This window comes from Petrocella sp. (assembly GCF_059865615.1).
This window is the reverse complement of sequence record NZ_JCBCDA010000007.1, coordinates 18,696-34,236: the sequence shown is the minus strand read 5'-3', so window position 1 is coordinate 34,236 and position 15,541 is coordinate 18,696. Positions and strand designations below refer to the sequence as shown.

At 37.8% G+C, this 15,541-nt stretch carries 17 protein-coding genes; 1 reads left to right on the top strand and 16 read right to left on the bottom strand.

The window, feature by feature from the left end:
• From AC6F8J_RS01265 to mtaB, 15 genes are all read right to left on the bottom strand, one after another.
• Positions 1–174 (bottom strand): prepilin peptidase (locus AC6F8J_RS01265; protein ID WP_500720438.1); only part of this gene is annotated, 174 nt, incomplete at its 3' end.
• A 3-nt stretch (positions 175–177) separates the two neighbouring features.
• Positions 178–618 carry a prepilin-type N-terminal cleavage/methylation domain-containing protein gene (locus AC6F8J_RS01260; protein WP_500720437.1) on the bottom strand — a complete coding sequence of 147 codons (441 nt, stop codon included), beginning with the start codon at positions 616–618 and terminating at the stop codon, positions 178–180.
• A gap of 101 nt (positions 619–719) precedes the next feature.
• Positions 720–1,931 (bottom strand): type II secretion system F family protein, encoded by a 1,212-nt coding sequence (locus AC6F8J_RS01255; protein ID WP_500720436.1) that lies wholly within the window; start codon positions 1,929–1,931, stop codon positions 720–722.
• 235 nt (positions 1,932–2,166) lie between these two features.
• Positions 2,167–3,219 carry a PilT/PilU family type 4a pilus ATPase gene (locus AC6F8J_RS01250; protein WP_500720435.1) on the bottom strand — a complete coding sequence of 351 codons (1,053 nt, stop codon included), beginning with the start codon at positions 3,217–3,219 and terminating at the stop codon, positions 2,167–2,169.
• Positions 3,220–3,241: 22 nt separating this feature from the next.
• On the bottom strand, positions 3,242–4,942 hold the full coding sequence (locus AC6F8J_RS01245) for an ATPase, T2SS/T4P/T4SS family (protein WP_500720434.1): 1,701 nt from the start codon (positions 4,940–4,942) through the stop codon (positions 3,242–3,244).
• Between the two features lie 66 nt (positions 4,943–5,008).
• Entirely contained in the window at positions 5,009–6,250 is a 1,242-nt protein-coding gene (locus tag AC6F8J_RS01240; protein WP_500720433.1) for a U32 family peptidase C-terminal domain-containing protein, read from the bottom strand.
• Complete coding sequence (locus tag AC6F8J_RS01235) at positions 6,243–6,902, bottom strand: class I SAM-dependent methyltransferase (RefSeq protein WP_500720432.1); 660 nt, start codon at positions 6,900–6,902, stop codon at positions 6,243–6,245. The genes AC6F8J_RS01240 and AC6F8J_RS01235 overlap by 8 nt, the downstream gene beginning before the upstream one ends.
• A gap of 275 nt (positions 6,903–7,177) precedes the next feature.
• Positions 7,178–8,308: an endolytic transglycosylase MltG gene (mltG, locus tag AC6F8J_RS01230; protein WP_500720431.1), complete on the bottom strand. Its 1,131-nt coding sequence runs from the start codon at positions 8,306–8,308 to the stop codon at positions 7,178–7,180.
• Positions 8,309–8,314: 6 nt separating this feature from the next.
• A complete protein-coding gene (locus AC6F8J_RS01225) occupies positions 8,315–8,668 on the bottom strand; it encodes a YlbF family regulator (protein WP_500720430.1) in 354 nt (117 codons plus the stop codon).
• A gap of 261 nt (positions 8,669–8,929) precedes the next feature.
• Complete coding sequence (locus AC6F8J_RS01220; RefSeq protein ID WP_500720429.1) at positions 8,930–10,597, bottom strand: RNase J family beta-CASP ribonuclease; 1,668 nt, start codon at positions 10,595–10,597, stop codon at positions 8,930–8,932.
• A gap of 48 nt (positions 10,598–10,645) precedes the next feature.
• Positions 10,646–11,092: a transcriptional repressor gene (locus AC6F8J_RS01215; RefSeq protein ID WP_500720428.1), complete on the bottom strand. Its 447-nt coding sequence runs from the start codon at positions 11,090–11,092 to the stop codon at positions 10,646–10,648.
• A 103-nt stretch (positions 11,093–11,195) separates the two neighbouring features.
• Positions 11,196–11,462, bottom strand: coding sequence for a DUF1292 domain-containing protein (locus AC6F8J_RS01210; protein ID WP_500720427.1), 267 nt, complete (start codon positions 11,460–11,462; stop codon positions 11,196–11,198).
• Between the two features lie 18 nt (positions 11,463–11,480).
• Positions 11,481–11,897, bottom strand: coding sequence for a Holliday junction resolvase RuvX (ruvX, locus tag AC6F8J_RS01205; RefSeq protein ID WP_500720426.1), 417 nt, complete (start codon positions 11,895–11,897; stop codon positions 11,481–11,483).
• Positions 11,898–11,991: 94 nt separating this feature from the next.
• On the bottom strand, positions 11,992–12,255 hold the full coding sequence (locus AC6F8J_RS01200) for an IreB family regulatory phosphoprotein (RefSeq protein WP_500720425.1): 264 nt from the start codon (positions 12,253–12,255) through the stop codon (positions 11,992–11,994).
• Between the two features lie 318 nt (positions 12,256–12,573).
• Positions 12,574–13,875 carry a tRNA (N(6)-L-threonylcarbamoyladenosine(37)-C(2))-methylthiotransferase MtaB gene (mtaB, locus tag AC6F8J_RS01195; protein ID WP_500720424.1) on the bottom strand — a complete coding sequence of 434 codons (1,302 nt, stop codon included), beginning with the start codon at positions 13,873–13,875 and terminating at the stop codon, positions 12,574–12,576.
• Positions 13,876–14,056: 181 nt separating this feature from the next.
• Here mtaB and AC6F8J_RS01190 point away from each other — a divergent pair, with 181 nt between their 5' ends.
• Complete coding sequence (locus AC6F8J_RS01190; protein WP_125138329.1) at positions 14,057–14,290, top strand: HPr family phosphocarrier protein; 234 nt, start codon at positions 14,057–14,059, stop codon at positions 14,288–14,290.
• A gap of 67 nt (positions 14,291–14,357) precedes the next feature.
• Here the strand turns inward: AC6F8J_RS01190 and thiI are convergent, their stop codons facing one another.
• Entirely contained in the window at positions 14,358–15,539 is a 1,182-nt protein-coding gene (gene thiI, locus AC6F8J_RS01185; RefSeq protein WP_500720423.1) for a tRNA uracil 4-sulfurtransferase ThiI, read from the bottom strand.
• Between the last annotated feature and the right edge of the window lie 2 nt (positions 15,540–15,541).

Sequence of the window (15,541 nt, the reverse complement as noted above, 5' to 3'; positions counted from 1 at the left end):
GCCAAGGAAGATGTAGCTCAGTAAAGGTATCAGATCATACCACTTTAATATGTAGCCACACTTGGGACAATGAGAACGGTCAAAGGTAATACTTTCATGCAAGGGTATCCTCAAGATACATACATTTAGGAAGGAACCGATAATGATGCCGTAGAGCAAAAATAGGATAATCATGACTTATTGTGGGAATAATATACTGGTACCATCACTTCCATATACCTTTATTAAACCTTCAGTTGCTAATTCCACCTCGAATTTATCACCGACAGTACCATTCTTATTTGATTTAATAGTTGGTATAGAGCTATTAAGAACTTTAATTGAAGCATTAAAAATACTTGTTGTGTCTGCATTTACATCTGCACCAGGAGTATCAAATACTTGTTTTGTTATTACTTTTCCTTCTAGTTCAGGATTTAAAGCTATAGCAGTTGATATAGAATCTGCTATCAATTTAGCATTAGAAATATCTGTACTTTCATTGGCTCTACCTATATTTCCTAATAGATTTGGTACAGCAATCGCTGCGATAATAGCAAGTATTGCGATAACGATGATCAACTCGATCAGTGAAAAACCTTCTTCTTTCTTAAATACACGCTTGAATAATTCTCTCATAATTTAATCTCCTTAAGTTTAGTTTTATTTTTTGGTTCATGGTTAGCCTAAGTACTGCCCTTATGCTCTCTCCATAAGTTAACAGCTTGGACTCACCTTGGTTAACTATAGTTGCTGATGCCGTCGTACATCTGGAACATGGGTTGTATGATGGAGATGACCACGAAGCCGACCACAACAGCCAAGACAACGATAATCAAAGGTTCTAACATGGTGGTGAGTTGGGATACGGCGGTTTCGACTTCTGTATCATAGAAATCAGCCACCTTATCCAGTATGGGCTCCAATTGTCCTGTATCTTCACCTATGCGGACCATATGGGTAATCATGGGTGGAAACACACCCATTTCTTCAATGGGCTTGGATAAAGGAAAGCCTTTACTGACTTGATCTTTGGCATCCATGAGGCCCTTCATAACCGAATGGTTGTCCACCACCTTGGAAACCACTTCAATGGCTTCAAGTAAAGGTAGTCCGGAGGCCAGTAGGGTGCTTAAGGTCCTTGCGAATCTAGATGCCACGACTTTGGTATTAAGGGGCCCAAATAAAGGTACTTTAAGTTTGAGACCGCCCAGTGTCATTTTACCTAGTTCAGATCTTGCATAGTAGGTGATGACACCGATTGTTACAAGTACAACCATTATAATGATGTACCATTTGCTGATGACAAAGTTGCTCATGGCCAGTAACATTCTTGTGGTTAAGGGCAGTTCCATGCCCAGTTCACTGAACATGCCTACAAAAGTTGGTATAACCACAACCAAGAGTAGAATCACCACCCCAAGGGATATGAAGGCCACAACGATTGGATAAGTGGTTGCTTTTTTGATGCTCTGTTGTAACTTGAACTCTTTCTCAAAGTGGGAGGCCATTCGACTTAAGGCCACTTCAAGATTACCGCTGACTTCTCCTGCTTCAATCATGTTAATGAGAATCGCCGGAAATGTCTTGGGATGTTTGGTCATGGATCTGGATAAGGATTCACCCTGCTCTACAGAACCATATAAATCCGAGATGATTTTTCTAAAATGCTTGTTCTCGGTTTGTTCTCTTAAGAGATGTAGGGCTTCTAATACACTGATGCCTGCAGATAGAACCGCTTCAAATTGCTGACAAAATATGGTCAAGTCTTTTGTCTTGACAGGATTGCCGATTACAAGGTCCTTTTGCAAGTTTCCCTCTTCAGTTATTTCCAAAGGATAAAGTCCACTGTCTTTTAGCATTTGAACAGCTGTCTTATTGCTGTTGGCTTCTAGTCTGCCTTTTTTGACTTTACCTGCTTTGTCCATGGCTGAATATAAATAATTAGCCATATCACGCCCCCTTATAAATTTCTTAATGCCGGTTTGCAACAATCATCTAAGGTATGGCCCAATACCCTCATATGTCACATGTATATACAACTTACTATATCATATCATAGTAACATAGTCTAGATAATTATCTATTGTATAGTCCATTATACCACCTGTTGGACCTATGTAAATAGTTATTATGCCTTAAGTATTTAGTGCTAGAGTCTTATTAAATAACTTTTTAACAACTTTCTTACATTCTTCTTTCAAGATTTGCAGGATCTTGGGCAAAGGTCAAAGCGTCCTCTCTGGATATACTGGCTGTTCTAAGGAGTTCTAAGATGGCATCATCCATAGTTTGCATACCCAATCTTTTATTCGTCTGCATAATGGATAGAATCTGATGGGTTTTGTTTTCACGTATCAGATTACGTACTGCCGGATTGGCATGCATCACTTCAAAAGCCGCACATCGTCCTTTACCATCTAGGGTTGGTAAGAGTTGTTGAGATACGACTGCGGTTAGTACTGCAGATAGTTGGACACGAACCTGTTGTTGCTGATGAGGTGGGAAAACATCTATAATCCTGTCAATGGTGTTGGTTGCACCGATGGTATGCAGGGTCGATAAAACAAGGTGGCCGGTCTCGGCTGCCGTTATGGCAATGGCAATGGTTTCAAGGTCTCGCATCTCGCCGACAAGAATCACGTCTGGATCTTGTCTTAGGGCAGCTCTTAAGGCGTTGGCGTAACTAAAAGTGTCTAATCCAATTTCTCTTTGATTGACGATACTCTTTTTATGCTTGTGCAAATACTCTATAGGGTCTTCAAGGGTAATAACGTGTGCGCTTCTATGTTGATTGATCTCATTAATAAAAGACGCCAAGGTTGTGGATTTACCACTTCCTGTTGGTCCTGTTACCAGAACCAGGCCTCTTTTCTTTGTATACAGATCTTGAATGGAGCTTGGCATACCCAGTACTGTGGGACTTGGTATCTCCGAACCAACAAGACGAAAGGCTGCCGCAACGGAGCCTCTCTGCATAAATGCATTTACCCTAAAACGTCCCAAACTGGGAATAGCAAAGGAGAAGTCAACTTCTCCATTTTTATCAAATACTTTTCTTTGTTCTTCCAACATGATTGGAAGAATCAGCGCCTTGGATGTTTCGGGTAACATCATTTCGTAAGGTAGGTATTCAAGATTGCCATTCACCCTTAGTATGGGCGGAACACCTACTGTTATGTGCACATCGGAAGCTTTTTTATCTTTGGCTAGGCCAAGAAGTTCTTCTATGGTAATCATACATCATCCTCCTTGATTGACATTAATCTGTGCCATAGGCTATTCTAAGCAATTCATCTACGGTGGTAATGCCATCCATGACCAAACGGGTTGCGTTGAATTTCAAGGTTTTCATACCTGCGTTCATGGCTACCTTTCTAATATCGTCAGCATTACCTCTTTTATTAATAACATCACGAATCTCATGTCCAACCGGCATGATTTCATAAACACCAATACGTCCAATATAACCGGTGTGGTTACACACATGACAGCCAACTGCTTTATACAACTGTAATTCTTCATCTATAGGTATGTTAAGGATATTTCTTTCAAATTCTGTTGCGGGGGCTTTGGCACGGCACTTGGGACAGAGTCTTCTAACCAGACGTTGTGCGATGACACCGACAACAGATGCTCCGATTAAGAATGGCTCAATGCCCATATCCATTAAACGGGTGATAGAACTTGGAGCATCATTGGTGTGCAAGGTACTTACAACAAGGTGACCTGTAACCGATGCCTTGACCGCTATTTCAGCCGTTTCACCGTCACGAATCTCTCCAATCATAATAACATCAGGGTCTTGTCTTAAGATAGATCTTAGAGCCGACGCAAAGCTTAGACCGGCCTTTACATTCACTTGGACCTGATTGATCCCTTGAATCTGAGACTCCACCGGGTCTTCTACTGTAACAATATTAATCTCTTCATCGTTGATTTCATTAAGGGCTGTATATAGGGTTGTGGACTTTCCACTTCCTGTTGGTCCGGTTACGAGTATGATGCCATATGGGTTGCTTAAAATATTCCCAAATTTCTCCAAGTCATCTTTGAAAAGACCCAGTTCACTTTTACCTTTGTTAAAGCCTTCTTTGGAATTAATCCGCATAACCACTTTTTCACCATAAGTGGTAGGAAGGCTGGACACACGTATATCATATTCCAAACGGTCTACGGTGATTGAAATCCGGCCATCTTGTGGTTTTCTTTTTTCTGCTATATCCATACCACCCATAATCTTGATTCTTGCCACAATAGCAGATAGTAATGAGGTTTCGTATTCAAAGAATTGCTTCAAGTTGCCGTCGATTCGGTATCTGACGCGAATTCTCTTCTCATAAGGCTCAATATGGACGTCACTGGCTCTATTATGAACTCCTTGTTCTAATATGGTGTTCACCAACTTTACTATAGGGGCATTCTTAACTGCGGAATCGGATGCACCTTCAAGGTCTTGTAATCCTTGATCAATTACATTGGAATGCTCTGCTTTGTATTGCTCTGCTGCCTGATTGGCTTGTTCTTTACCATAATTTAAATCAATGGCTTTTAAGACTTGTTCCTCTGTTGCCAACATAGGAATAATATCTTTACCTGAGAAGATGCGCACATCATCAATGGCAAAAATATTAAGGGGATCTTCCATAGCCACATACAATTCAGTTTCTGTAATCTTTATGGGTATCAAAAGATGACGTCTTGCCAGTGTTTCTGTAATGACACCGGTCGCGTCTTTGTCGATGTTATATTCTGTTAAATCAACATAAGGAATACCAAGTTGATATTCCAGAACTTCATTAATGTTTTGCTTGGTAACGTAGCCAAGACTAATAAGGGTTTCACCGATCTTGCCACCATCTGATTTTTGATGACTGAGTGCGGTTTGAAGTTGTTCCTCCGTAATAATACCATACTGCAACAACAAGTCCCCAATACGCAACTTCTTCTTGAAATTCCTCAATTTGATTACTCCCTCTTTATTGTTCTCTCACATCTAAACCCGAATTGATACTACCAGTAACTACTGTCAAGCTTCACCTTGATCTGCCGGTCTTCTAATGATTTCATTGGGTAAGATTTCAAAATCGACTTCTATCCAGATGTCTTGTTTAGGATGCGGCGCTTCCTTGACAATTTCTCCTTCTATATTGTACATCGTATTTACAATAAATTCAATATTTTTACCATTTGTTTTAAGAACTTCTAAAGTGTCGCCTACTACGAACTTATTTCTTTGTTGAATATGAGCTAACTTTTTAATCGGGTCATATTCAATGCCCTTACCTACAAAGGTATAACTACGGATATAAGTGTTATTTGTATAAATCTGTTCATCCCCATCCGGCTTATTAAAATAAAAACCGGTTGTAAACTGTCTATGGGTGCATTTACGCACTTCTGCCTCGTAACAGGCTGACTTAGCAGCGTATACATCAGGATCATCAAAATAGTCATCTATGGCTTCACGCCAGGTTTTTGTAACGGTTGCCACATAAAGGGCCGTCTTCATTCGACCTTCTATCTTAAAGCTATCTATACCTGAAGCCACCAATTTATCAATATGGCTGATCATACATAAGTCCTTAGAATTATAAATATACGTGCCTCGCTCGTTCTCATACACCGGCATGTATTCCCCTGGTCTGGTCTCCTCCACTAAGTGATAGGTCCAACGACAAGGATGGGTACAAGCACCTTTATTGGCATCTTTTCCACTCATATAGTTGCTAAGTAAGCACCTACCTGAGTAGGATATACACATTGCTCCATGAACGAAGGCTTCAAAATCTAAAGTGTCCGGTACTTTATCCTTGGCAAAGCTTATCTCATCAAGAGACAACTCTCTTGCTACCACTACCCTTTTAACCCCTTGTTGATGCCAAAACTGCATGGTGACATAATTGGTGTTATTGGCTTGGGTACTTAAATGAAATTCCATATCCGGCATGACTTCTTTGGCAACCATGAGCATTCCCGGATCTGCTATAATGACAGCATCCGGTTTTATTAGAAGGAGTTCTTCAAAATAAACCCTTGCTAAATCCACGTCTTCATTATGCGCAATTATATTGGCTGTCACATAAACCTTGACACCTTTTTTATGAGCATATTCTATGCCCTGTATCATTTTTTCTTGATCAAAATTTTTGGCTTTTGCTCTAAGTCCAAAAGCTTCACCACCGATGTAAACAGCATCTGCACCATAGGCAACGGCTATATATAGATTCTCCAAGCTTCCTGCCGGAATTAATAATTCTGGTTTATTCATCTTTGCTCCTTTTTTTTATACTAACCGTGGCACCATCTGCAATCGGCAAAATAGATGTTGTCAAGGTCTCGTTGTGTGATAGGGTTTTTAAAAATTCACGCATCCGACTATGAATGGTTCTTTGCCTTCTTGGTACAGCGTATCTTGATTTGGCCACTAGTCCGTCTTGCAATACATTATCCGCAATAAGTATACCACCTTCTTTTAGAAGTCGCATGACATCTTCATAAAAATTCATATATTGACCTTTGGCTGCGTCCATAAATATCATATCAAAAGGTTCTTTTAAGATTTTTAGGACTTCTACTGCATCCCCATGAATCATGGTAATGCTTTTTTCAAAGTCAAATTTTTTAATATTGGTCTTGGCTTCTTGAAGCATCTTTTCGGATTTTTCTAGGGTTATGATTTGAGGCGGCGGGTCTATTGCTAAGGACATAATAATCGATGAATAGCCTATGGCTGTTCCTATTTCCAGAATTCTTTTCGGTTGGTTCATTACAACCATAAGTCGTAAAAAGTCTTCCATCTCATGTTTGATGATGGGTATGTTGTTGGCTGTTGCTTCTTGATAAAGGGCTTCTAGTTTACCTTCACGTTCCGGTGTTACAGATGCTAAGTAGGCTCTAATGTCTGGATTGGTAATCGGCATCGTCGTTCTGGCTCCTTTTGTCTTGACTTATCTCTAGTAAAGGGATTGTCATAATGACAATCCCTTTATGTTTAGAGAGGTTTATTGCGTTCATCCTTAACTTGTGGATTACCATCGCTAAGAAATTCTATGTTGGGACTATCTCTGCCCAACTTTACTTTCCCAAAGAATTTCTAAGCTCTTGGCTGGCAAGCCAGCCTAATCCACCGCGGATGATACTCATCCTTAACTTGTGGATTACCATCGCTAAGAAATTCTATGTTGGGAAAGTAAAGTTAATAATTAAAAGTATTCGTGTATTTGGACTTGTCGTTGATGTGGTCGTTGTAGTCTGAGTTGAATTCGTGGGTGCTTGATCCGTCGTCTTTTAATACAAAATATAGATAGTCGTTGTCGTCTGGATATAAGGCTGCATTTATAGCACCTGCACCTGGATTGGCTATGGGTCCTATTGGAAGTCCTGGGTGGATGTAGGTGTTGTAGGGTGATTGGGTTTCAAGGTCACTGTAAAGCAACCTATTTCTGTGCTTGTCCAATACATATAGAACGGATGAACACATCTGAAGCTTCATGTCAATCTCTAGCCTGTTGTGAATTATACCGGATACTATGACTTGCTCACTTGGCTCAACCACTTCTTTTTCAATAATGGAAGCTATGGTTATGACCTGATCTACCGTTAAACCTAATGCTTCTGCTCTTTCATAGTATTCCTCTGTCCATATCTTGTCCATCTGGTCAAACATGGTACTAATCACGTCTACCGCTGTTGCGTCGGCATAGATTTCATAGGTACTTGGAAACAAATAACCTTGATATCTAATATTTCGAACGCTGCTATCTGGCACACTTTCTAAGAATCTGTAACCCCAGTTGGTATTATCTAGGGCATCAAAAAACTCTTTTCTTGTACATATACCTTGTTTTTCTAATGATTCAGCGGTTTTTGCTAAAGTAAGGCCTTCTACTATAGTGAAGGTCTTAGTCTCCCTTTTTGCGCCTTCTGTCATTAATATTTTCATGATGTCTTCTTCACTCATAGCTGTGCTTAAAGTATAGTTACCATATTGAAATTTGCCGTCATTGCCGTCAAATTTGGCTTTCATTCTAAAAAACAAGGTACTACCAATCAAACCATTTTCTTCTAAGATACCTGCAATGGTTTCTGTTGTGGCACCTTTGGGTATGACCAAGCTTACGTTTCGAACTTCATGATTGCCAATGGGTGTTTTGGCCAATAGATCATAAGCTTCTCCAAAAGCCCAATTTCCTGCTTTTATTAATATGACAATTGCCAACACAATAAAAACACCTCTAACAACCCACTGCATGATTTCTCTAAATATTTTTTTTACCATATTTTCACCTTTTTGTTGTTGTTTTTTCGGATTACTTTTATTTTCCAATATACATCACTCCTGTAAAAATTCTAAATCAAAATCAACTTCTGCAGCAAATGTATTGAGTATATCCGTAAGCATTTTTGATACTTTCAGCTCTGCTTCAAGAAAGGATTTTACAATGGCTTCGTTTAATAAATCATTGTTTTGAGACCTTAAATTCAATAGATTCTCATAAGCATTAAAATACCCATACTTATGCCCTGCTTGAATTTCAAAAGATTTACGTCTAAATGCATCTACCTGGGCTTTTAGTTCCGGTTGTCGTTCTAAAATGGATTTATAATTAAGGTAATCCACATATGCTTCTGATTTCTTGATTCGATCAACATATTTTTTCGTCTCTTTAATTAAGTCCTCATTCATACAATCACCTACAAATTCATATTTGACCTTCTATTATTATAACCACTCTTTATTCATGTGTCAAAACTAATGACTCTTAACGGAATTAATTTAGGGAATTTTAAGTTCTAAAATTCCCTAAAGGTCGGTTAAAGTGTCTAAACAATATCGTTAATCTTTTACATACAACATATAGTTATGAGTGTATCAAGGTAAACTATCTTTATTTGTAATTTAGAGAAACTAAGTTTTGACACTTTATCCAAGGTTTATGCTTTTAAATTATGCGTCCACTTCCATGATGACCGGTAAGATCATAGGATTACGTTTTGTTTGAACCCATAGATAATCTCTTAGGGCGTCTCTTACGGACATTTTTATTTTGTTCCAGTCTCTAATGTTCTTGCGACTACATTGATCGAGAGCCTTTATAACCACAGCTCTTGCTTCCACCATCATATCACTAGATTCACGTACGTAGACAAATCCTCTGGAGACGATATCCGGTCCTGCAAGTACTTCTCTGGTTTGTTTAGACATGGTAATAACGACTGTTAGTAAGCCATCTTGAGATAATTTTTGACGATCTCTTAGTACGACGCTTCCTACATCGCCTACACCTAAACCATCCACAAAGATGGGTTGCGAATTGACGTGTCCTGTTTTTTCAGCACTATGAAAATCCAGTTCGTAAACATCACCAGGTGCTAATATGGTGATTCGGTCCGGACGCATACCTAGGGATTCAGCCAATTCTGCGTGCTTTTTCATATGTCTGACTTCACCATGTAATGGTATAAAGTATTTGGGCATGACCAATGAATGAATGAGTTTTAATTCTTCTTGGTAAGCATGTCCAGATACATGGGTATCTTCAAATATTACTTCAGCGCCTTGTGAGAACAAAGAGTTAATAACTTTTGAAACAGTTTTTTCGTTTCCGGGAATCGGCTTGGAACTTAATATGACTTTATCACCTTTTTGAATGCTAATATGTCGATGGGTTTTGGATGCCATTCTGGATAAGGCGGCCATGGGCTCACCTTGACTGCCTGTGGTAATAATAACGATTTGTCCGTCTCTATATTGACCCATCTCTTCATGCGTTATCATCATTTTTGGTGGCATTTTTATATAGCCAAGTTCAATGGCTGTTGCTACGACGTTAATCATACTGCGTCCTTCGACGACGACTTTACGCTTGTATTTTCCTGCTGCGTGTATAATTTGCTGTACCCGATCAACGTTGGATGCAAAGGTAGCGACAATAATCCTTTTACCTTTAAAGTCTGAAAATAACTCATCAAAAGCACGGGCAACAGTGGTTTCTGACATGGTATAGCCGGGTCTTTCTGCATTGGTTGAGTCCGCCATTAACAGCAATACCCCTTTTTTACCGATTTCGGCAAATTTTTGCAAATCAATTGGCTTACCATATATAGGGGTAAAGTCGATTTTAAAGTCGCCCGTATGCACAACCACACCTACCGGTGTGGTAATTGCCAATGCCACAGGGTCAGGAATGGAATGGGTAGATCTTATGAATTCAATGTTAAATACACCAAGACTGATTTTTTGACCGGGTATTATGACGTTTCTACTAACGTCATTTAGAATTTTGTGTTCCCTGAGCTTGTTTTCTACAAGACCTATTGTAAGCTTAGTACCATATATGGGCACGTTGATATCACGTAGAACATAAGGCAACGCGCCAATATGATCTTCATGACCATGGGTCAATACAATACCTCTGACTTTATCAATGTTTGTCTTTAGATATTCGACATCTGGGATAACTAAATCTATACCTAACATCTCATCTTCTGGGAAGGCTATGCCACAATCTACTACAATTATATCATCTTCATATTCGAAAATGGTAATATTCATACCGATTTGTTCTAGTCCACCCAGAGGTAATATTTTCAATTTTGATTTGCTTTTGTTCAAAACTACACCTCCGTATTTTCTTCAACCTTGCTTGATTGCAAAGTATTATTATCCTTGTTTTTGTAAGCAGGGCTTACAGATGCCATAAAACTTGACCACATGATCGGTAACCTTAAATCCATATTTTTTGCTGAACGCTTCTTCAAGAGCGTCCAACATATCATCATCGACACCCATAATGGTGCCACATTCTTCACAGATTAAATGATGGTGACGATGTTTCGTTTCCATTTCACCGATTTCATACCGAACAACACCATCGTCTAAATTAAGCTTATCAATAAGCCCCAACTCTGATAGTAATTGTAGCGTTCTATAAACAGTTGCCAGACCAATTTCTGAGTTGACCATCTTAACCAACTGATGCACTTCCTCAGCCGTTAGATGTTCACCCACTCTATTGTAAAGTGTCTCAAGTACGACACGTCTTTGATTTGTTAACTTGTACCCATTTTCTTTTAATGTCTTTTCATATAGATCAACAAACTTTATCATAAGCTCATCCCCTAATTCATTAATATTTTGAGACATACTCTATTTTAACCCGAGTCCTATACAGATTATAATGTAGTAAAGGTCTTTTGTCAAATAAATGATTTTATAACTCAATCTCAAAATCATCTAGAAATTTTTCGAGTAGAGGTACTACAAGAGAAAGCTCTTCTTCATTGTCTACGATTTCGTAAATTATATCCATATCATCTGCTTCTGTTGCTTTTAGAATATATGCGGTCATATCTTCATCTTCGATTTCATTTTCATCAACAACAAGTATATAGGCTATTTCACTGACTTGAGCATTGCCTAAGACACAAAAAATAACATCTTCTCCAGTTTCTTCAAATGTAAATTTTATTTTCTCCATTTTTCCTCCTGTCTATCTTTAATGACAATCCAAGTATCCTTGTAAAATAAACACCGCTGCCATCTTGTCAATCACTTTCTTTTGTTTTCGAGGATTCATATCTGCTTCTGTCAGTGCTCGGCTCGCACCCATGGTGCTTAGACGCTCATCCCATAAAATCACTTCAAGATTAAATTCGCGTAACAGTCGGTTCTGGAATTGCTTTGTTTTTTCAACCCGTTCTCCTTCTGTATTATTCATGTTTTTAGGAAGACCCAAAACAATCTTCTCAGCTTTATAATACTCTATAATCTCTTTAAGTCTGGCAATAGACGCTACTAGATTGTTTTCTTCCTTACGTTCAATGGTCTCTATACCTTGAGCGGTCCAACCAAAGGGGTCACATATGGCAACTCCAATCGTTTTACTGCCATAGTCAAGTCCTAATATCCTCATACTTGTTATTAATCCTTTCAAGAAGATGTATTGTCTATTTAGCGGCTAAGAAAAACTGTAGAAACCGAGTCTCTACAGTTTTTATGGCGATATATTATTTCAAATTATGCTTTACATAATCTTTAACTAATTCTTCCATCAAAGCGTCTCGTTCTATTCTACCAATCTTCGTTCTTGCATTCTTATGACTGGTAATATATGTTGGATCGCCTGACAAAATATAGCCTACAATCTGATAATTGGGATTATAGCCTTTTTCGTTCAATGCTTCATAGACTTCCTTAAGTACAGCCTTAATTTCATTTTCAGGCTCTTTATCAAATTTTTTAAAGAAAAGCGTATGCCCAAATTTGCCCATAATTTCACGTCCTAACAAACCATTGATATTTAGTTAAAGTGTGAAAACTATATAATTAACTTTTACATACAATATATAGTCATGAGTGTGTCAACGTAACCTATATGTTGTATGTAGTTTAGAGAAACTTAGTTTTGATACTTTAACCATATTAGTATTAATAGATATTTAAGCATTCTATTTTTGGTTTTACACGGTTTAGAGTAACTTAAATTTGAAACCTTAATCATAGATACAGTTTATAATAAAAATCCTGAAAATACAATCAAAATAATATTAAATTTAGCCGGCATTCCTATTTCAAACTTAATTTCAAATCTATAAGGACCCAAGTATACCGTCTTTAAAACTTTGTATTAATTTAACTTTATTTATAGTATTTTTTTCTAGTACTTTCTTGGACTGTATGTATACTTTAATATGATTGGTTGTATGGCCAACATAATAAGTATGCCTATCTTCTATAACTTGTTCTTCTACCAACACATCCATCTCTTTATCTATGTATCGGCTTAAGAATACATTTTTCATATCCTTTGCTGCTTTTATAGCTTTGGTGCTTCTCATATTTTTTTCTTTTGAACTGACTTGTCCCTTCATCCTCCCTGCCGGTGTTCCATTGCGCTTGGAATACTTAAATACATGTACATCTGCAAACTCTATAGCTTTCATAAAAGCCAAAGTGCCTTCAAATTGCGTCTCTGTTTCAGAAGGAAACCCTACAATTAAATCTGTTGTAATTGCACATGTGGGCATTGGCTCTCTTAATTTTTCAACTGCTCGTTTATAGTCTTGTGTCGTATATTTTCGATTCATTTTTTTTAGAATGTCATCATGACCGGACTGCAGAGATAAATGAAAATGAGGGCACACCTTACTTAGCTTGACAAGGCGACGAACAAATTCATGGGTTATTAATGTAGGCTCTAAGGAGCCAAGACGTATACGTTCTATCCCTTCTATCCCTTGTAAATCCTCTAATAAGTCAATAAGTCTGTAGTCTTCAAACTGTATCCCGTAGGATGCTAGATGAATGCCGGTTAATACCAACTCTTTATAACCATTCTTTGCAAGTTCTCTGCTTTCTTCCAAAATACTTGATGAAGACCTGCTTCTAATTCTCCCCCTTGCATAAGGAATAATACAGTAGGTACAAAATTGATCACACCCATCTTGTATCTTTATATGTGCCCTCGTATGGTCTTGTGCCACACTAATCCATAAATCATCATAAACTTTGTAGTGGCTTAAATCAACAACTTTTGGCTTGATTTTACTTTCTAGATAAGTCTCAATGACCTGGACCATATTGCCTTTATCCGTATTTCCTATTAAGAGATCTACTTGAATCATTTCAAGAAGTTCCTTATTAGAAGCCTGTACGTAGCATCCTACCGCAACTACCAAACCTTTAGGATTGGTTTTTTTTGCTTTTGCTAACATTTGTCTGGATTTTTTATCTGCCATATTTGTCACTGTACATGTATTAATTATATAAATATCTGCTTTTTCAAAAAAGCTTACAATGTCATACCCTAACTGTTCAAACTGGGTCATCATGCCTTCAGTTTCATATTGGTTAACCTTACAGCCCAGTGTATGAAACGCTACTTTTGCCATTTTTTACCTCTTTCTTTGACACTTTAACTCTAACCAACCTTAATTTGATCTTTTTAGATTTATTCCATTTGCCTGAAAGCCTTTACATTTCCCATTTTTTTTTAGTCAATATTCGTATTGACATCGATTTTCAAAAAGTGTAGTATAAGTGTGTATAAATAATGTAAAGGAGGACCATATAATGAAAACTATAAAAGTATCTTTAAATTCTATTGATAAAGTTAAAGTGTTTGTCAATGCTGTAAGCAAGTACGATTCTGATTTTGATTTGGTATCTGGTCGATATGTCATAGATGCAAAGTCTATAATGGGGATTTTTTCACTTGACTTAAGCAAGCCTATTGAGCTAATGATTCATGATGATTCTGTCGTCGAAGAAGTTGAATCTGTACTTCAAGATTTTATCCTCGAATAATTGGGTTAAGGTATCAAATTTAACCCTAATTAAGTCAGTAAAAAATCCACTTAGGTGGATTTTTTTCTTATAAATCAGGTTCAATCTTGATTACTTCTTTTTGTTCAATTGCTCTTTGAAGCATCTCTTCAATATTTACTAGAATCGTTTCTGAACGCATAATTGATTTAATATTTGGCTTGGTCACCGGATGTTTCGCCACAAAAATAGTACAACAATCTTCATAGGGTAATATGGAAGTCTCAAACGTCTTAACGCCTTGTGCAATATCTACAATCTCCTGCTTATCAAACCCAATAAGGGGTCTAAAAACAGGCATACCACATACATCATTGGTTGCTGCAAGGCTTTGTATGGTCTGACTAGCTACTTGACCAATGCTCTCACCGGTAATCAGGGCTAAGCAATTTTTCTCCCTTGCAATACGTTCTGCTATAATCATCATGTATCGGCGCATGATGATGGTAAGTTGTTCGTGAGGACATTTCTCATAAATTTCTAACTGAATCTCAGTAAAAGGTACCACATATAGGTTAAAGCTACCATTATATCTGGCAACAATTTTACCCAAATCAATAACTTTTTGCTTGGCACGTTCGCTGGTATAAGGATGGGAATGATAATAAACCGCATCAAAGTGAACGCCACGCTTAGCAACCATATAGCCTGCAACTGGGCTGTCAATACCGCCTGAAAGCATCAGCATGGCTTTGCCATTTGTACCTACAGGCATACCTCCTAGACCCTTAATTTGTTTTGAGAAAATATAGGATTTGTTTCTGATTTCTACATTCACTCGTACTTCAGGCTTATGAACATCTACACTTAACTGATTAAAAGCATTCAATAACACACCACCGATGTCTCTAGAGATCTCCATAGAGTTCAATGGGTATTTTTTGTCAGCTCGTCTTGCTTCTACTTTAAAAGTAAAATCATGTTGGTCATAGTGTTGCTTCAAAAAAGCGACCGCTTGATTTCTTATATTTTCCATACTATTGTCTTCTAAAATATAAACCGGACAAATACCGATGATACCGAAAATCATTTGTATACGGTTCATGACGGCTTCATCATCTACATCCGAAAGGGGTTCGCATATAATACGTCCCTGCTCTTTAACCACTTCAAATTCACCAAAAGGCTTGATTGCATCTCGAATATGTTTGGCCAATGCATTTTCAAATATATATCTATTTTTTCCCTTGAGGGCCAGTTCACCGTATTTTATTAAGTATCCTTGCTTCATAC